We start from the raw sequence: 17,889 nt of genomic DNA, 5'->3' as shown, positions 1-17,889 counted from the left end.
ATTTTTTTGCCCGCCGTTCGAGCTCAGCGATAGGCATCCACCGGTACGCAGGCGCAGAACAGGTTGCGGTCGCCGTAGACATTGTCGACCCGGTTCACCGTCGGCCAGTACTTGTGCGCCCTGGCGTGGGGGCTGGGGATCACCGCCTGCTCGATGCTGTAGGGCCGTTCCCAGACCCCGGCGATGTCCGCCAGGGTATGGGGAGAACGCTTGAGCGGGTTGTCTTCGGCCGGCCAGTTGCCTTCCTGGACCTGGGCGATTTCGGCGCGAATGCTCAGCATGGCCTCGATAAAACGGTCCAGCTCAGCCTTGGACTCGCTTTCGGTGGGTTCCACCATCAGCGTGCCCGGCACCGGGAACGACATGGTCGGCGCGTGGAAACCGTAGTCCATCAGGCGCTTGGCCACATCCTCTTCGCTGATGCCGGTCTGCGCCTTGAGCGGCCGCAGGTCGAGAATGCATTCGTGGGCGACCCGGCCGTTGCGCCCGCTGTAGAGCACCGCAAAGGCCCCGCTCAGGTGTTCGGCCAGGTAGTTCGCCGAGAGGATCGCCACCTCGCTGGCATCCGCCAGCTGCGGGCCCATCAGGGCGATGTACATCCAACTGATCGGCAGGATGCTGGCGCTGCCCCAGGGCGCCGCGCTGACCGCGCCGTTCTGCGGCAGCGGCCCGTCGATGGCCACCACCGGGTGGTTGGCCACGAACGGCGCCAGGTGCGCCCGCACGCCGATCGGCCCCATGCCCGGGCCACCGCCGCCGTGGGGAATGCAGAAGGTCTTGTGCAGGTTCATGTGGGAAACGTCGGCGCCGATATCGGCCGGCCGCGTCAGCCCGACCTGAGCATTGAGGTTGGCGCCGTCCATGTACACCTGGCCGCCGTGACTGTGGATCACCTCACAGATCTCACTGATGCCCTCTTCGTACACCCCGTGGGTCGAAGGATAAGTGGCCATCAGGCACGCCAGGTGTCCGCCCGCAATCTGCGCCTTGTCCTTGAGGTCTTGCAGGTCGACGTTGCCGGCGGCGTCGCAATCGACGATCACCACCTGCATGCCGGCCATCTGCGCCGAGGCAGGATTGGTGCCGTGGGCCGAGGCGGGAATCAGGCAGATATTGCGCTCTCCCTGCTGGCGGCTCTCGTGGTATTTGCGGATCGCCAGCAACCCGGCGTACTCGCCCTGGGCCCCAGAGTTGGGCTGCATGCAGATCGCATCGAAGCCGGTAATGGCGCATAACCAGCGCTCCAGCTCCTCGATCATCAGCGAATAGCCGAGGGCCTGTTCCGGCGGGACAAAGGGATGCAGGTTGGCGAAGCCGGGCCAGGTGATGGGGATCATCTCGCTGCTGGCATTGAGCTTCATGGTGCAGGAGCCCAGCGGGATCATCGACTGGTTCAGCGCCAGGTCCTTGTTCTCCAGCTGCTTGAGATAGCGCAGCATCTCGGTTTCGCTGTGATGGCTGTTGAACACCGGATGGCTCAGGTAAGACGTGCTGCGCAGCAGGTCCTGGGGGATGCCCGGGACCAGGGTTTCAGCATCCAGTTGCGCGACGTCCAGCCCGTGGTCGGCGCCGAGGAACACATCGAACAGCCGGGCGACGGTGCTCTCGTCGCAGGTTTCATCCAGGCTCAGGCCCAGGTGCCCGCGTCCGAGGATCCGCAGATTGATCTGCGCGGCCTTGGCGCTCTCGATGATGGCCGTCTGGCTACCGCCGACCTCCAGCGTCAGGGTGTCGAAGAACTGCCGGTTCAGCCGCTCGATGCCCTTGCGCTCAAGGCCGGCGGCGAGGATGCAGGTCAGGCGATGGACGCGCTGGGCGATGCGCCGCAAGCCTTCCGGGCCGTGATAGACCGCGTAGAAACTGGCGATATTGGCCAGCAGCACCTGGGCGGTGCAGATATTCGAGTTGGCCTTCTCGCGACGGATATGCTGCTCGCGGGTCTGCAGGGCCATGCGCAGCGCCACGTTGCCCCGGGCATCCTTGGACACGCCGATGATCCGTCCCGGAATCGCTCGTTTGTACTCCTCGCGGCTGGCGAAGAACGCTGCGTGGGGCCCGCCATAGCCCATGGGCACGCCAAAGCGCTGGGACGAACCGAACACCACGTCGGCCCCCAGCTCGCCCGGCGGCGTCAGCAGCAACAGGCTCAACAGATCGGCCGCCACGCAGGCCAGCGCCTGCTGCGCGTGCAGGTGATCGATCAGCGGCCGCAGGTCACGAATCTCGCCGTGGGTGTCCGGGTATTGCAACAAAGCGCCGAACACCTGGTGCCGCTTGAGGTTGTCCAGGCTGTCGACCACCAGTTCGAAGCCGAACCCTTCGGCACGGGTCTGCACCACCGAGAGGGTCTGCGGATGGCAGTTCTGGTCGACGAAGAACAGATTGCTTTTCGACTTGGCCACGCGCTTGGCCAGGGCCATGGCTTCGGCGGCGGCCGTGGCTTCGTCCAGCAGCGAGGCGTTGGCCAGCTCCAGGCCGGTGAGGTCGATGGTCAGTTGCTGGAAATTGAGCAGGGCTTCGAGCCGGCCCTGGGCGATTTCCGGTTGGTAGGGCGTGTAGGCGGTGTACCAACCGGGATTTTCCAGCACGTTGCGCAGGATCACCGTGGGGGTCAGGGTGCCGTGATAACCCATGCCGATCAGGCTGGTCCAGACCTGGTTCTGCTCGGCGTAACCGCGCAGTTTGGCCAGGGCGGCCTGCTCGTCCAGCGCTGGCGGCAGGTCCAGCGGACGGTTGAAACGGATGCCCGGCGGCACGGTCTGTTCGATCAGCTCGACCCGGCTGCCCAGGCCCAGGCTGTCGAGCATCGCTTGCTGCTCGGCGGCGTCGGGCCCGAGGTGACGCCGCAGAAAGGCATTGGGTTCGCGTAACTGGCTCAAGGACGGCAACTGGGACATGACGGGCTCTCTCTCAGGCGGCGCTCGGCGTCGATGGAACACGGTCAAAGCAGCATAGCAGCCGATCCCGCACGCCGACGGTGTGGCACCCCGGGCGAACCGGTAGCATGATGCTCGACTCCGGCGCGGCCCGCCGCCCTGCCTCGACCACTGTTTATCGGGTATCCCATCGTCATGAGCCAGCTGCCTTTCCTGCCGTTTTCCAAACCCACCATCGATGAAGCCACCATCGCCAGCGTCGGCGAAGTGCTGCGTTCGGGCTGGATCACCAGCGGGCCCAAGGTCCAGGCCTTCGAGGCGCAACTCTCGCAGTACTGCGGCGGGCGCCCGGTGCGCACCTTCAATTCCGGCACCTGCACCATGGAGATCGCCCTGCGTATCGCCGGCATCGGCCCTGGCGATGAAGTCATCACCACGCCTATCTCCTGGGTGGCCACGGCCAACGTGATTCTCGAAGTCGGCGCCACCCCGGTGTTCGCCGACATCGACCCGATCACCCGCAACATCGACCTGGCCCAGGTGGAAGCGGCCATCACGCCCCGGACCAAAGCCATCATCCCGGTGTTTCTCGCCGGCCTGCCGGTCGATATGGCGCGCCTCTACGCCCTGGCGCGCAAGCACGGCCTGCGGGTCGTGGAAGACGCCGCCCAGGCGCTGGGCTCAAGCTGGAATGGCGAGCGCATCGGCGCTGGCGGCGACCTGGTGTCTTTCAGTTTCCAGGCCAACAAGAACGTCACCTGCAGCGAAGGCGGCGCCCTGGTGCTGAACACCGCCGAAGAGGCTCGCCTGGCGGAGAAGTACCGACTGCAGGGCGTGACCCGCCACGGCTTCGACGGCCTGGACGTGGACGTGCTGGGCGGCAAATTCAATATGACCGACGTCGCGGCCGCCATCGGCCTGGGCCAGTTCGCCCACCTCGAAACCCTCACCGCTCATCGCCGCGAACTGGCCCGGCATTACTTCGAATGCCTGGGCAGCGACTTCGAAACCCGCTACGGCGCCCAGCTGCCCCCGGCGGACTTCGGCAACAGCAACTGGCACCTGTTCCAGCTGGTACTGCCGGAGCGGCATGACGGCAAACCGGCGCGGGCGACCTTTATGGAGCAGATGCAGGAGCGCGGGATCGGCATCGGCTATCACTACCCGCCGATTCACTTGCTGAGCCTGTACCGCGAGCGCGGTTTCAAGGAGGGGATGTTCCCGGTGGCGGAACGGGTGGGACGGCTGATCGTCTCGTTGCCGATGTTCACGGCCATGAGCAAGGGCGATGTCGAACGCTCGGTAGCGACGGTGAAGGCTGTCTTGCAAGAGACATAAATAAATACCCAGCCCTTGAACGGCTGGTTTCTGCACTATTCAAGACGCTCAATATTCCGTATTGGGCGTTTTTATTTCAGCAATAAATACAGCTCCCAATAGTTATATAAGTGCCCACTTGTCTGATCCTTTGCGCCAAAAACCAGACTCCCGGCGGCACTCACTTTAACCGTACACATAAGCACATGATAAATCAGCACGAACCCATACATAAAATTTCCGAAATACAGACGACTTCAAAGCAATAGCCAATCATTCTATAGGCCAACTTTCCGCCTGCTATGTTTACTTATGACTGCGCCCTGGAGACAACAGGCCATTACGCAGTTGCAAAGACCGTTACAAAAATCCATGTTTCAATTTACTCGAAATGGAGTTCAAAAAATGAGCAGCCAACAAATAATCGTATACATCGAAGAAGAGCAGTTGATTGCGCAAAAGAACAACAACTACAGCCTCTATCTGGCCAAGAAAGTAAACAATGACTTTACGGTCATCTGGCAATCAAAAGGCCCCGTTGCGACAGTCAACAATCCTAGTTACCAATATAGAAACACCTTTGATATCGCTACCCCGTCCTTCATGGTCAACTTCACCAATGACCCGGTCAGCAGTGGCGATGTCACCTTCACCTCCGGCGGGAGAAACCTGCCCATCAGCACCGGCCAGACCACGACGCTCGATGCGAACGGCGTGTTCACTCCGGCCAAGAATGGCGGCGTACCCTCAGATGTTCTCATCAACAACCTGCTGCAAGGCAATCCGCATGAAATCCTCCTGGATTCCAACGGCAACAACATCTGGGTGAACCGTCAGAGCGGCATGAACATCGGCACTGCGACACTGACCCCAAAGAGCCAATATCAACTCTGGTTCGGCAACATTCAGGAAACCGGTTCGTTGATCGCCACCAACCTGTCCAACCCCTATGTAGCGACCCTGCAGGATGGCGGCAGCGTCACCATCACCTACACCGACAGTGGCACCTGGGTGACCGGCGAACCGGCCAGAGTCCTGAGCGCCTCTGAAGTCAGGGCGCTTCACGCCAGGCTCGGGATCGCGGCATAGTCCGCCGGGCGGATCGAGCATCGGTTGCGCGAAGGACTTAGAGCACTGCGCGATGCCATTGGCAGTCTTCCGTTCGCACGTTGCGCTCATGCAAGAAAAACCCTGTATATCGTAGATCTACAGGGTTTTTTATTGATGATGTCGAACTCATGGTTGAACGGGCCAGGTGGGGTCGAGACTCTGTATATAAATCATCCACAGGATGAGCGTGAGATTAGCCATGAGTAAGCAAACCATAATTGTCTATATTGAAGAAGAGCAACTTGTTGCACAAAAGGTAAATAACTACAGCCTCTACCTGGCCAAGAAAGTAAACAGTTCCTTCACTGTCATCTGGCTTTCAAAACCGCCATTCGCCGCCCCCAACCAACCGACTTATCAATACAAGAATATCTTTAATATCACCAATGATTCCTACATGGTGAATTTCACCAACACACCGCTGCAAGAAGGAGACATCAATTTTACTTCAGGCGGAAAGAACCTACCCATCAACACAGGCCAGATAACCACCCTGGATCAATATGGTGTATTCAGCCCGGCAAGGAATGCTGGAACGCCAGGAGATGTTTCAATAAATAACGAACTTCCAGCCACCCCCAGCAATATATTGTTGGACTCTACCGGACTTAGTCTCTGGGTGAACCGCTCAGGGGGCATGAATATAGGCATCACCACCATGACCCCCAAAAACGAGTTTCAACTATGGTTCGGTCCGGCCCAAGCGGCGGGTTCGCTGATCCCCAGCAGCCTGTCCAGCCCTTACAACATCAGCGTGAACGACGGAGAAACCAAAACCGTCACCTACACCAATCAGGGCACCTGGGTTAGCGGCGAACCCGCGGCGAGTTTGACGGCAGAAGAAGTGGAAGCGCTTCACATCAGGGTGAACAAAGCCGTACTGCGGGCCAGATCACTCCGCCGCTAGGCCAGCCCCAAAGAGGTCGCCTGCAAACGAAAAACGCCGCGTACCCGATAAGGGCAACACGGCGCTCTTGTAGCGGATTCGCGTCTGGCAGGGATTATTCGCCGATAGCGGCCTTATAACCGGCTGCGTCGAGCAGCTTCTCAAGATCAGCAGCGTTGGCCGGCTTGAGCTTGAAGATCCAGGCGCCGTACGGGTCGCTGTTGAGCAGTTCCGGGCTGCCGCTCAAGTCTTCGTTGACCGCGATCACTTCGCCGGCCACTGGCGCGTAGATGTCGGAAGCGGCCTTCACCGATTCCACCACACCGGCCTGGTCGCCAGCGCCGAAGACATTGCCGACTTCGGTCAGCTCGACGAACACCACGTCGCCCAGGGCTTCCTGAGCGTGGTCGCTGATGCCCACGGTCACGGTGCCATCGGCTTCCAGACGGGCCCATTCGTGACTTTCGGCAAAACGCAGGTCAGCAGGGATATCGCTCATGTTCTGTGTCCTCAAGAAGAAATGTCAGCGGTAGATCCCGCCGAAAATAAGTTAGATCAAGGTTTTGCCATGACGCACGAAGGTCGGTTTTACCACCCGGACCGGGTACCACTTGCCACGGATTTCCACTTCTGCGCGGTCGGCGGTAGCCATGGGCACCCGCGCCAGGGCGATCGATTTGCTAAGCGTAGGAGAGAAACTACCACTGGTGATCTCTCCTTCGCCAACATCGGCGATGCGAACCACCTGATGGGCACGCAGCACGCCGCGTTCTTCCAGCACCAGGCCGACCAGTTTGTGCTTCACCCCACCCGCGCGCTCGGCCTCCAGCGCGGTGCGCCCGATGAACTTTCGCGACGCCGGCTCCCAGGCGATGCTCCAGGCCATGTTGGCCACCAGCGGTGAAACCTCCTGGTGAATATCCTGGCCGTACAGGTTCATGCCGGCCTCCAGGCGCAAGGTATCGCGGGCGCCGAGGCCGATCGGCGAGATCCCCGCGCCCACCAGATCGTTGAAGAACGCCGGGGCCTGGTTGGCCGGCAGGACGATTTCCAGGCCATCCTCACCGGTGTACCCGGTGCGCGCGATGAACCAGTCGCCATCGGCCTGGCCTTCGAAGGGCTTGAGTTGCTGGATCAGCGTGCCGCGCGACTGGGTCACCAGCTCGGCGATCTTGTGGCGGGCGTGGGGCCCCTGGATCGCCAGCATCGCCAGCTCGGAGCGTTCGTGCAGTTGCACCTGGAAAGCGCCCAGCTGCGCCTGCATCCAGGCCATGTCCTGGTCACGGGTGGCGGCATTGACCACCAGCCGGTAACCGGCTTCGGTGCGGTAGACGATCATGTCGTCGACGATACCGCCGTGCTCGTTGAGCATGGCGCTGTACAAGGCCCTGCCGGGGCTTTGCAGGCGTTCGACATCGTTGGCCAGCAGGTGCTGGAGCCAGGCCTTGGCCTGGGGGCCGTCGACATCGATCACGGTCATGTGGGATACATCGAAAACCCCGCAATCGCGTCGCACCTGATGGTGCTCCTCGACCTGCGAGCCGTAATGCAGAGGCATATCCCAACCGCCAAAATCGACCATCTTCGCGCCCAGGGCGAGATGAAGGTCATACAGAGGCGTGCGCTGTCCCATGGGTTTCTCCTTCCGGGCGTGGCGAAGGTGCGGGCGGTCGCTGTATGAGCTGGAAGCCTTGAAATAGATGGCTCTCAGACAATTCAAAAGACCCGATCAGAAAGATCGACCACACCGAATGCCGCGCATTGTAGCCGCAAGGTGTGACACTGGCACCTAACCGATTCGATGAGCGGAGCGTCGGATCAGTCCGATCACCGGCAGCAATCCCACCAGGACCAGGGTCAGGGCCGGCAACGCGGCACGCGCCCACTCGCCCTCGCTGGTCATCTCGAAGATCCGCACCGCCAGCGTGTCCCAGCCGAACGGGCGCATCAGCAAGGTGGCGGGCATTTCCTTGAGCACATCGACGAACACCAGCAGCGCCGCGCTCAGGGTGCCGGGCAGCAACAGCGGCAGATACACTTTGAAAAACAGTCGCGGTCCGCTGACCCCCAGGCTGCGCGCCGCTTCCGGTAACGAGGGGCGGATCCGCGCCAGGCTGCTTTCCAGCGGCCCGTAGGCCACCGCGATAAACCGCACCAGATAGGCCAGCAGCAACGCCGCCAGGCTGCCCAGCAGCAACGGCTTGCCCGCTCCACCCAGCCAGCCCGACAGCGGAATCACCAGTTCGCGGTCCAGATAACTGAAGGCCAGCATGATCGACACGGCCAGCACCGAACCCGGCAAGGCATACCCCAGGTTGGCCAGGCTGACGCCGGAGCGGATCGCCCGGGTTGGCGCCAGCCGTCGGGCGAACGCCAGCAGCAGGGCCACGCTGACCGTGATCAGGGCCGCCATGGCGCCCAGGTACAGGGTGTGCAGGATCAGCCCGGCATAACGCTCGTCGAGGTCGAAACGGCCACGCTGCCAGAACCACACCACCAGTTGCAGCACTGGGATGACAAAGGCGCAGGCAAACACCAACGCGCACCAACTGGTGGCCGCCAGGGCCTTGATGCCATGCAGGTGATACAGCGCCTTGCCCCGCGGCCGCTCGTTGCCGGAGCGACTGGCGCCACGGGCGCGACGCTCGCCGTACAGCACCAGCATCACCGCCAGCAGCAACAGGCTGGCCAGCTGCGCGGCGCTGGACAGGCTGAAGAAGCCATACCAGGTCTTGTAGATGGCGGTGGTGAAGGTGTCGAAGTTGAACACCGCCACCGCGCCGAAATCGGCCAGGGTTTCCATCAGCGCCAGGGCCACACCGGCACCGATGGCCGGCCGCGCCATGGGCAGGGCCACGCGCCAGAACGCCTGCCAGGGCGTCTGCCCAAGCACGCGCGCGGCTTCCATCAGGCCTTTGCCCTGGGCCAGGAACGCAGTGCGCGCCAGCAGGTACACATAGGGATAGAACACCAGCACCAGGACCAGGATCACCCCGCCGGTGGAACGCACCCGCGGCAGGCGCAGGCCCGTGCCGAACCATTCGCGCAGCAGGGTCTGCACCGGGCCGGAAAAGTCCAGCAGGCCGACGAAGACAAAGGCCAGCACGTAGGCCGGAATCGCAAAGGGCAGCATCAGCGCCCAGTCCAGCCAGCGCCTTCCGGGAAACTCGCAGAGGCTGGTCAGCCAGGCCAGGCTCACACCCAGCAGCGTCACACCGACGCCGACGCCCAGCACCAGGGTCAGGGTGTTGCCCAGCAGGCGCGGCATCTGGGTCTCCCACAGGTGCGACCAGATCTGCTGGTCGATCACCTGCCACGACAGCAGCAGCACGCTCAGCGGCAGCAGCACCAGGGCGGCGACGGCAAAAACCAGCGGGTACCAGCGACGTTGGGCGGGATGGGCCACGAAAGACTCTCGAACGAGATGGATCAATAAAAGGCAATTACGAACCGGTTAAACAAAACGCCCCGCAAAGGCGGGGCGCAGTATAACCAGCGGATCAGTTCCAGCCAGCACGGTCCATCAGGCGAATGGCCTCGGCCTGGCGCTTGCCGGCGACTTCCACCGGCAGGGTGTCGGCCACGAACTTGCCCCAGGCGGCCACTTCGGCGGACGGCGGCACGCTCGGGTTGGCCGGGAATTCCTGGTTCACGTCGGCGAAGATCTTCTGCGCTTCCTCGGTGGTCATCCACTCCACCAGGGCCTTGGCGGCTTCCGGGTGCGGTGCGTGCTTGGTCAGGCCGATGCCCGACAGGTTGACGTGCACGCCGCGGTCACCCTGGTTCGGCCAGAACAGTTTGACCGGCAGATCCGGCTTCTGCTTGTGCAGGCGGCCATAGTAGTAGGTGTTGACGATGCCCACGTCGCACTGGCCGGCGCTGATCGCCTCGAGCACCGCGACGTCGTCGGAGAACACGTCGGTGGACAGGTTGTTGACCCAGCCCTTGACGATTTCTTCGGTTTTCGCCGCGCCGTGGGTTTCGATCAGGGTCGCGGTCAGCGACTGGTTGTAGACCTTCTTCGCCGTGCGCAGGCACAGGCGGCCTTCCCACTGCTTGTCAGCCAGGGCTTCGTAGGTGGTCAGTTCGGACGGTTTCACCCGCGCGGTGGAGTAGGCGATGGTCCGCGCCCGCAGGCTCAGGCCGGTCCAGGCGTGCGAGGCGGCGCGGTATTGCAGGGGGATGTTGGTGTCGATCACCTTGGAGGTGAACGGCTGCAGGATACCCATCTGCTCGGCTTGCCACAGGTTGCCGGCATCGACGGTGAGCAGCAGGTCGGCGGTGGCGTTCTCGCCCTCGGCCTTGATCCGCTGCATCAGCGGCGCTTCCTTGTCGGTGATGAACTTCACCTGGACCCCGGTTTTCTGGGTGTAGAGATCGAAGACCGGCTTGATCAGCTCGTCGATACGCGAGGAGTAGACCACCACTTCGTCGGCTGCCTGGACAGTGCCGCCAATGAGGGTGAGGGCCAGGGCGGTCAGTAGACGCTTCGGTGCCAACATGGGAGCGGTCTCTCGAAATCAAAGGGGAGTAAATGATAAGGACTACTATTTAGCTTCTCAAACTGAACCGGAGACCGAGGCGTTACGAGATGTTGCTGATGCATCGCCAGCGTGGGGTTCAGAGCAGACGCGCGCCCACACATGTCCGCGCGGCCCCTGCGGGAGCCGCCGGTTGAGCGGTTCGACTACTCGCGATAACGGTCAGGCCTTGGCCAGTTCCGGCAGATCCCCGCTGAGGCCCAACGCCTGGCGCACGAACAGCGCCTTGGCCTCGGGCATCTGGTCGACCATTTTCAACCCGGTATTACGCAACCAGCGCAGCGGCAGCGGATCGGCCTGGAACAACCGTTCGAAGCCTTCCATCGCCGCCATCAACGCCAGGTTGTGCGGCATGCGCCGCCGCTCGTAACGGCTGAGCACCTTGGTGTCGGCCAGGTGTTCGCCGCGGCTGGCCGCCTGCAGCAGCACCTCGGCCAGCACCGCGGCATCGAGGAAGCCCAGGTTGACCCCCTGCCCGGCCAGCGGATGGATGGTATGGGCCGCGTCGCCGATCAGGGCCAGGCCTTGCGCCACGTAACGCTTGGCATGGCGCTGACGCAAAGGCACGCAGAGTCGCGGATCGGCGCTCAACACCGCGCCCAGGCGGCCTTCGAAGGCGCGTTCCAGCTCTCGGCAGAAGTCGCTGTCGTCCAGCGCCATCAGGCGTTCGGCCTCGCTGGGCGTGGTCGACCAGACGATCGAACACCAATCGTGCAGCCCGTCGCGCTCTAGCGGCAGGAACGCCAGCGGGCCGTTGTCGGTGAAACGCTGCCAGGCGGTCCTCTGGTGCGGCTCGGCGCAACGCACGCTGGTGACGATGGCGTGATGCAGGTAATCCCATTCGCGGGTAGCGCAGCCGGTCAGGCGCCGCACCGCCGAATTGGCGCCATCGGCGGCAATTACCAGCGGGGCGCGCAGACTGCGGCCATCGGCCAGGGTCAGCAGCCAGTCGTCGCCGGAACGGCGCATCTGCTCCAGGCGGGCATTGGCCAGCAGGCCGATGTCGCAGTTATGCAAGCGCTCCAGCAACGCGTCCTGGACCACGCGGTTTTCCACAATGTGGCCCAGCGCCTCGGCATGCACGCTGGCGGCCGAAAAGTGAATCTGCCCGGTGCCGCTGCCATCCCAGACCTGCATCTCGGCATACGGGCTGCTGCGCCGCCGGGTCACCCCTTCCCAGACACCCAGGCGCTCGAGAATCCGCTGGCTGGCCGCCGACAATGCGCTCACCCGCGGCTCGAACGGTGCTTCGTCGTCGAAGGGCTTGACCTTCAGCGGGCTGCCATCGAGCAGCAGCACTTCCAGGCCGCTGTCCTGCAACGCCAGCGCCAGGGCGCTCCCGACCATTCCGGCCCCGACAATCAGCAGATCTGCACGCATTTCCATGCTTTAAGCCTGTCTCGCTTGCGGCTTGAGCCGCACGTAAAGGGTTTTGTCGAACCGCGCTGTCTGGCTGCCGACACTGTGCTGGATTTCCATGCCCGGTCGCGGGCTCAGCCACTCACGCATCGGGACGGGTACCCAGGCCCATGGCTTGCCGCGCGAACCAGCGTTTGGCCGGTGGCAGCAGGTCCAGGCCCAGCAGCCCGATATTGCGCCCCAGGGACACCAGCGGCAGCTTGCTGCCAAACAGCCGGGTGACCTGGTCGGAGAAGCCCACGGTCAGGTCCTGGTCCAGGCGCTGCCGCTCGCGGTAGGCCTGCAAGATACTGAAATCGCCCGGCGGCGTCGGGCTGACCAGCAAGGCATCGGCCAGCGCCTGGGCGTCGCGCAACGACAGGTTGAAACCCTGCCCGGCAATCGGGTGCAGGCTATGGGCGGCGTTGCCCAGCACCACCAGGTGAGGACGCACCTGCTCCTCGGCCTCCACCAGCGCCAGCGGGTAAAGATGTCGCGCGCCGACCTGTTTCAGGGTTCCCAGGCGATAACCGAATACCCCCTGCAATTCGCTGAGGAAGCTGCGTTCGTCCAGCGCGGCCAGGCGCTGCGCGTCCATGCCCAGGCGGGTCCAGACCAGCGCGCAGCGGTTGTCCGGCAGCGGCAGCAGGGCCATCGGGCCGTCGTCGGTGAAGCGCTCGAAGGCCATGCCGTTATGGGCTTCGCTCGGGGTGATATTGGCGATCAGCGCGCTCTGGTTGTAGGGGCGCTTTTTCACCCCGATCCCCAGTTGCTCGCGCAGCCCCGAGCGACCGCCGTCGGCCAGTACCGCCAGTTCGCAATCCAGGCTGGTTTCATCGTTGAGGGTCAGGCGGTAGCCGTCTTCCAGCGGCTCCATGCGCGTGACCTCGGCCGGGCAGCGCCAGCTCACCACGTCCTTGTCCAGCCCCTGCCACAGGCATTGGCCGAGCCAGGCGTTTTCCACCACATAACCGAGGGCGGGAACGCCCTCCTCCATGGCCGACAGCCGCGCGGTGGAAAACCGCCCACGGTCGGAGACATGGATCTGTTTGATCGGCTCGGCGCGACGGGAGATTTCCTGCCACACACCCAGCCGTTGATAGATCTGCCGCGCGCCAAACGACAGCGCCGAAGAACGCGCGTCGTAGCTGGGCTGATAGGTATCGCCCGGAGCGAACGGCTCGATCAGCACGATCTTCCAGCCGCGCTCCTTGGCGCCGGCCTGCAAGGCCAGGGCCAGGCTGGCACCGACCAGGCCACCGCCGATGATCGCCAGATTGACCCGGTTCATGCTGCGCAGCTCCGGGCGGCGGCCATCAGGGCCTCGATCTCGGCCACGGTCTTGGGCACGCCACCGGTGAGAATTTCACAGCCTTGCTTGGTTACCACCACGTCATCCTCGATGCGCACGCCAATGCCGCGCCATTTCTTCGCCACGTTCTGATTGTCCGGCGCGATGTAGATGCCCGGCTCGACCGTCAGGGCCATGCCGACTTCCAGCACCCGCCATTCGCCGCCGACCTTGTACTCGCCGACATCATGCACATCCATGCCCAGCCAGTGGCCGGCGCGATGCATGTAAAACGCCTTGTAGGCTTCGCTGGCGATCAACTCGTCCACCTCGCCTTCGAGCAGACCCAGCTTGACCAGCCCGGAGGTGATCACCCTGACGGTCGCTTCATGGGCCTGGTTCCAGTGCTTGTTCGGCGCGATCTCGGCAAAGGCGGCTTCCTGGGAGGCCAGCACCAGCTCGTAGATCGCCTTCTGCTCGGCGGAAAACTTGCCATTCACCGGCCAGGTGCGGGTGATATCGCTGGCATAACAATCGATCTCGCAACCGGCGTCGATCAGCACCAGATCACCGTCCTTGAGCAACGCGTCGTTCTGCTGGTAATGCAGGATGCAGCTGTTGCGCCCGGCGGCGACGATCGAACCGTAGGCCGGCATCTTCGCCCCGCCCCGGCGGAACTCGTAGTCCAGCTCGGCTTCCAGGCTGAACTCGTACAGGCCGGCGCGGCTGGCCTGCATGGCCCGGATATGGGCCTGGGCGGAAATCCGCGCGGCCTCGCGCATCACCTTCACTTCCGCCGCCGATTTATACAGACGCATGTCGTGCAGCAGATGATCCAGGGCAACGAATTCGTTCGGCGGCTGGGCGCCCAGGTGTGCCTTGGAGCGGATCACGTTGATCCATTCCATCAGGTGGCGATCGAACTCGGGGTTGCTGCCCATGGCCGAATACACCCGGTCGCGGCCTTCGATAAGGCCCGGCAGGATGTCGTCGATGTCGGTAATGGGGAAGGCATCGTCGGCGCCGTAATCGCGGATCGCGCCCTCCTGGCCAGCCCGCAGGCCGTCCCAGAGTTCGCGCTCGGCATTACGCTCACGGCAGAACAGGATGTACTCGCCATGCTCGCGACCGGGCATCAGCACGATCACCGCCTGGGGTTCGGGGAAACCGCTGAGGTACTGGAAATCGCTGTCCTGACGGTAGACATGCTCGACGTCGCGGTTGCGGATCGCCACCGCGGCAGCCGGCAGGATCGCGATGCTGTTGGGTTCCATCTGCGCCATGAGCGCCTTGCGGCGGCGGGTGTATTCCGATTTCGGGATATGGATCATGGGCAGACGGATTTCCCTATCGAGCGATCAGTGCAGAGAAGGCTTGGCGGCCGGTTCAACCGTCTTGTTGGTCTCGGTGAACAGCAGCAGCGGGGCGACCCGCAGGTATTCCATCACTTCCATGTAGTCGCTTTCGCCGTCGTCGGACTCTTCCAGCGCGTCCTGTACCTGGGCGATCGCCGCCAGGTCCTGCAGCACTTCCGTGGCCTCGGTGCTCAGGGCACTGCTGTCGCGGGAGTTCAGGCCGAAGCCGGTGAGGAAACCCTGGCACCATTGCCCCAGGGCCGCAGCGCGCTCGGCCAGCGGGGCGTCGTCGGTGGGCAACAGCAGGACGACGGTCATGTCGTCGCTGGTCAGCTCGCCCTTGACCATTTCCTGCAGGCCGATCAAGGCGTTGCGAACATTGTCCTGCGGCTCGCCTTCGAGCAGCTCGGCGGCGTCGATCAGCCAGCCGTCGACTTCGAAGCCGGCGCCGGCGCAGCTGCGCCCCAGCAACAGGCCATGCAATTCGGCGGGCGAGACAGGGTGACCGCTGCTGCTGAGCAGGGTGGCGAAGGCGTTGTACGGGGAATTCTGAATGGGCATGGGCAGCTAGGCGCCAAGCGGCGCAATGTCTAGAATGGAGGCCTTGTATCCTAGCATCGGCAGACGCGCCAAGACCATCGAGGCCGTCAACTCGTTTGCCCAGGCAGTTGCCACTCATCAGACAAATCCAGTGGGATCCAATGGAAGACACCGATCTGCAAGCGCTGATGGCTAGACTCGAACTGCTAATTGGCCGGGTCGAGCAACTAAAGAGTCAAAACGCACTCTTATTAGCTCAGGAAAAGACTTGGCGCGAGGAACGCGCGCACCTCATTGAAAAAAACGAAATCGCCCGGCGTAAGGTCGAATCGATGATTTCGCGCCTCAAGGCCCTGGAGCAAGACTCATGAGTTCAAGCAATAGCGTTACCGTGCAGATCCTCGACAAAGAGTATTCGATCATCTGCCCCCAGGAAGAGCGTAGCAATCTGGTGAGCGCCGCCCGGTATCTGGATGGCAAGATGCGCGAGATCCGCAGCAGCGGCAAAGTCATTGGCGCCGATCGTATCGCGGTGATGGCCGCCCTCAATATCACCCACGATCTGCTGCACAAGCAGGACCGCCCTGACGTGCAAGCCAGCGGTTCGACCCGCGAACAGGTGCGCGACCTGCTCGAGCGCGTGGATCTGGTGCTCGCCACCGACACCGATACAACCAAGGCTGATTCCTGAGGGTGGTTGCGGTATAATCCCCACCACTCCCTGGGGTGCTTGCCAGTTGGCGATGTCCCTGAGCCGATTCGCACTACCCTGGAAGTTGCACGTTGGGCCGGTGTGCATGTCCGCTAGACGGAAAGCCTTAACGCCTACTGCATCTTCCGCCTTGAACTTTCGGGTTCAAGGGCTAAGTCGACAGCGGTTCATCCGGGGAGCCTGAATTCCATGCCAATGCCAGCTATGCAAATAGCTGGCATTGTTTTTTTGGGGCTCCGCTTTTTCAGTTCCATTTTTTTCGGCTCCGTTTTTTTCGATCAGGGGTTATTTGGTACGCTGTCCTGCCGTACTCCTCCCGGACCCGAGCGACCATGACCGAACCGGCGCCGCTTTCCCGCCCGCAACTTCGACGCATACTGCGCAAAGCCCGCCGCGCCCTCACCGCCAGCGAACAACGCCAGGCCTCTCGTGGGCTGTATCGGCAACTGGCGCAGCATCCGTTGTTCCGCCGAGCCAAACACATCTCTCTTTACCTGCCCATGGACGGTGAAATCGACCCGCGCCCGCTGCTGCTGACCGCGCAACGCCGGGGCAAGGCGACTTATCTGCCGGTGCTCAGCGCCTGGCCACGGACCAAGATGGTGTTTCAGCGGGTTCGCCCCGGCGAAAAGCTGCGCCCCAACCGCTTCCGCATTCCCGAGCCACGGGTGAGCCTGGCCCGGCAACGCAAGGTCTGGGCCCTGGATCTGGTGCTGTTGCCGCTGGTCGGCTTCGATGAGGCGGGCGGACGCCTGGGAATGGGCGGTGGTTTCTATGATCGCAGCCTGGCCTATCTGGCGCGGCGCAAAAGCTGGCGCAAGCCGACGCTACTGGGGCTGGCCCACGAATGTCAGAAAGTCGCGAAACTGGATCAGGCGAGCTGGGATGTACCGCTGCAAGCAACGGTGACTGACAAGAAATGGTATTTCGCGAAATAGGCGCCACCAGGAGAGAGCGGCGCCGTAGAAGGAATCAACGCTTGTAAGGCTGCTGCTGTTGCGCGAGCTCGACCGGTGCGTCGGTCTTGTTGGCCCACAGACTCTGCGCATAACCGGTTGTCACTACGCCCAAACCGAACAAAATAACCAAAATCCATAGTAAATCCGGTTTGCGTTGCATCGATTGCCCCCCTCAGGCAAATCCCACACGATGACAGCGACGGTTTCCATAACAGGCCGTGCAGCAGCGTCAAGCTTAAAATCCCGGCATTCTGCGATAACGTGAACCGACACGCAAATGCTGGCGTCAACCGACTGTCGGTTTGTCATAAAATTGCCCGACAACTTGCCCATGTCCCTCTGGAGAGCACAGAAAATGGCCTATTGGCTGATGAAATCCGAACCGGAAGAACTCTCGATCGAGGGTCTGGCGCTCAAGAAACAGGCGCGCTGGGACGGCGTACGCAACTACCAGGCACGAAACTTCCTGCGCAGCATGGCGGTGGGTGACCAATTCTTCTTTTATCACTCCAGCTGTCCCGAACCGGGCATCGCCGGGATCGGCCGGATCATCGAGGCCGCCTACCCCGACCCGACCGCCCTGGAACCGGAAAACCCGCATTTCGATCCCAAGGCCAGCGCCGAGAAAAACGCCTGGAGCGCCGTCGACGTCGCCCATGTCGAAACCTTCCCCAAGGTGCTGCGCCTGGATTATCTGAAGCAGCAAACCGCCCTCGCCGAACTGCCCCTGGTGCAGAAAGGCAGCCGGCTGTCCGTGATGCCAGTGACCGCCGAACAGTGGGCGGCAGTACTCGCGCTGCGCTGAACAGGCCGCAATCGATACTCAGGCAGGCATCCCGCGCACAACGTACTAGGCTTGCCCGTTCATTTGACGGACATCAAGTCGCCCAACGGCTTGAGCCGC

17 protein-coding genes and 1 other RNA gene are annotated in these 17,889 nt (G+C 62.7%); 8 read left to right on the top strand and 10 right to left on the bottom strand.

What is annotated here, in order from left to right:
• Positions 1-23: 23 nt before the first annotated feature.
• Complete coding sequence (gene gcvP / locus AC07VU_RS05875) at positions 24-2,897, bottom strand: aminomethyl-transferring glycine dehydrogenase (RefSeq protein WP_274304967.1); 2,874 nt, start codon at positions 2,895-2,897, stop codon at positions 24-26.
• Positions 2,898-3,071: 174 nt separating this feature from the next.
• Here gcvP and AC07VU_RS05870 point away from each other — a divergent pair, with 174 nt between their 5' ends.
• From AC07VU_RS05870 to AC07VU_RS05860, 3 genes are all read left to right on the top strand, one after another.
• Positions 3,072-4,214: a DegT/DnrJ/EryC1/StrS family aminotransferase gene (locus AC07VU_RS05870; RefSeq protein ID WP_457275191.1), complete on the top strand. Its 1,143-nt coding sequence runs from the start codon at positions 3,072-3,074 to the stop codon at positions 4,212-4,214.
• A 384-nt stretch (positions 4,215-4,598) separates the two neighbouring features.
• Positions 4,599-5,282, top strand: a complete 684-nt coding sequence (locus AC07VU_RS05865; RefSeq protein ID WP_274304969.1) for a hypothetical protein — start codon at positions 4,599-4,601, stop codon at positions 5,280-5,282.
• Positions 5,283-5,502: 220 nt separating this feature from the next.
• Positions 5,503-6,210, top strand: a complete 708-nt coding sequence (locus AC07VU_RS05860; RefSeq protein WP_277589812.1) for a hypothetical protein — start codon at positions 5,503-5,505, stop codon at positions 6,208-6,210.
• A 94-nt stretch (positions 6,211-6,304) separates the two neighbouring features.
• Here AC07VU_RS05860 and gcvH read toward each other — a convergent pair whose 3' ends face one another.
• The 8 genes from gcvH to AC07VU_RS05820 form a co-directional block, all read right to left on the bottom strand.
• Positions 6,305-6,688 (bottom strand): glycine cleavage system protein GcvH, encoded by a 384-nt coding sequence (gcvH, locus tag AC07VU_RS05855; protein ID WP_009046109.1) that lies wholly within the window; start codon positions 6,686-6,688, stop codon positions 6,305-6,307.
• 51 nt (positions 6,689-6,739) lie between these two features.
• Positions 6,740-7,822: a glycine cleavage system aminomethyltransferase GcvT gene (gene gcvT, locus AC07VU_RS05850; protein WP_087092502.1), complete on the bottom strand. Its 1,083-nt coding sequence runs from the start codon at positions 7,820-7,822 to the stop codon at positions 6,740-6,742.
• Positions 7,823-7,978: 156 nt separating this feature from the next.
• Positions 7,979-9,595 carry an ABC transporter permease gene (locus AC07VU_RS05845; protein ID WP_007926754.1) on the bottom strand — a complete coding sequence of 539 codons (1,617 nt, stop codon included), beginning with the start codon at positions 9,593-9,595 and terminating at the stop codon, positions 7,979-7,981.
• 94 nt (positions 9,596-9,689) lie between these two features.
• A complete protein-coding gene (locus tag AC07VU_RS05840) occupies positions 9,690-10,691 on the bottom strand; it encodes an extracellular solute-binding protein (protein ID WP_053263050.1) in 1,002 nt (333 codons plus the stop codon).
• Between the two features lie 201 nt (positions 10,692-10,892).
• The gene (locus tag AC07VU_RS05835) at positions 10,893-12,110 is read right to left on the bottom strand and encodes a 2-octaprenyl-3-methyl-6-methoxy-1,4-benzoquinol hydroxylase (RefSeq protein ID WP_274306851.1); all 1,218 of its coding nucleotides are present in this window, start codon (positions 12,108-12,110) and stop codon (positions 10,893-10,895) included.
• A 121-nt stretch (positions 12,111-12,231) separates the two neighbouring features.
• Positions 12,232-13,419, bottom strand: coding sequence for a 2-octaprenyl-6-methoxyphenyl hydroxylase (ubiH, locus tag AC07VU_RS05830; RefSeq protein WP_007926748.1), 1,188 nt, complete (start codon positions 13,417-13,419; stop codon positions 12,232-12,234).
• Positions 13,416-14,750 carry a Xaa-Pro aminopeptidase gene (gene pepP, locus AC07VU_RS05825; RefSeq protein WP_007926745.1) on the bottom strand — a complete coding sequence of 445 codons (1,335 nt, stop codon included), beginning with the start codon at positions 14,748-14,750 and terminating at the stop codon, positions 13,416-13,418. Before pepP ends, ubiH begins: the two co-directional genes overlap by 4 nt.
• A gap of 27 nt (positions 14,751-14,777) precedes the next feature.
• Entirely contained in the window at positions 14,778-15,335 is a 558-nt protein-coding gene (locus AC07VU_RS05820) for a YecA/YgfB family protein (RefSeq protein ID WP_007926743.1), read from the bottom strand.
• A 140-nt stretch (positions 15,336-15,475) separates the two neighbouring features.
• Here AC07VU_RS05820 and AC07VU_RS05815 point away from each other — a divergent pair, with 140 nt between their 5' ends.
• The 4 genes from AC07VU_RS05815 (at position 15,476) to AC07VU_RS05800 (ending at position 16,964) form a co-directional block, all read left to right on the top strand.
• Positions 15,476-15,685: a TIGR02449 family protein gene (locus AC07VU_RS05815; protein ID WP_007911197.1), complete on the top strand. Its 210-nt coding sequence runs from the start codon at positions 15,476-15,478 to the stop codon at positions 15,683-15,685.
• Positions 15,682-16,005 carry a cell division protein ZapA gene (locus AC07VU_RS05810; RefSeq protein WP_007926742.1) on the top strand — a complete coding sequence of 108 codons (324 nt, stop codon included), beginning with the start codon at positions 15,682-15,684 and terminating at the stop codon, positions 16,003-16,005. The genes AC07VU_RS05815 and AC07VU_RS05810 overlap by 4 nt, the downstream gene beginning before the upstream one ends.
• 24 nt (positions 16,006-16,029) lie before the next feature.
• Positions 16,030-16,208, top strand: a non-coding RNA gene (ssrS, locus tag AC07VU_RS05805) — 6S RNA.
• 150 nt (positions 16,209-16,358) lie between these two features.
• Positions 16,359-16,964 carry a 5-formyltetrahydrofolate cyclo-ligase gene (locus tag AC07VU_RS05800; protein ID WP_274304971.1) on the top strand — a complete coding sequence of 202 codons (606 nt, stop codon included), beginning with the start codon at positions 16,359-16,361 and terminating at the stop codon, positions 16,962-16,964.
• 34 nt (positions 16,965-16,998) lie between these two features.
• Here the strand turns inward: AC07VU_RS05800 and AC07VU_RS05795 are convergent, their stop codons facing one another.
• Positions 16,999-17,145, bottom strand: a complete 147-nt coding sequence (locus tag AC07VU_RS05795) for a hypothetical protein (protein ID WP_007926740.1) — start codon at positions 17,143-17,145, stop codon at positions 16,999-17,001.
• Positions 17,146-17,340: 195 nt separating this feature from the next.
• Between AC07VU_RS05795 and AC07VU_RS05790 the strand changes: the two genes are divergently transcribed.
• Complete coding sequence (locus AC07VU_RS05790) at positions 17,341-17,790, top strand: EVE domain-containing protein (protein WP_114761713.1); 450 nt, start codon at positions 17,341-17,343, stop codon at positions 17,788-17,790.
• Positions 17,791-17,889 lie beyond the last annotated feature (99 nt).

It is taken from the genome of Pseudomonas sp. GW821-FHT02B10, assembly GCF_059421865.1.
This window is presented reverse-complemented; position numbering and strand designations above follow the sequence as displayed.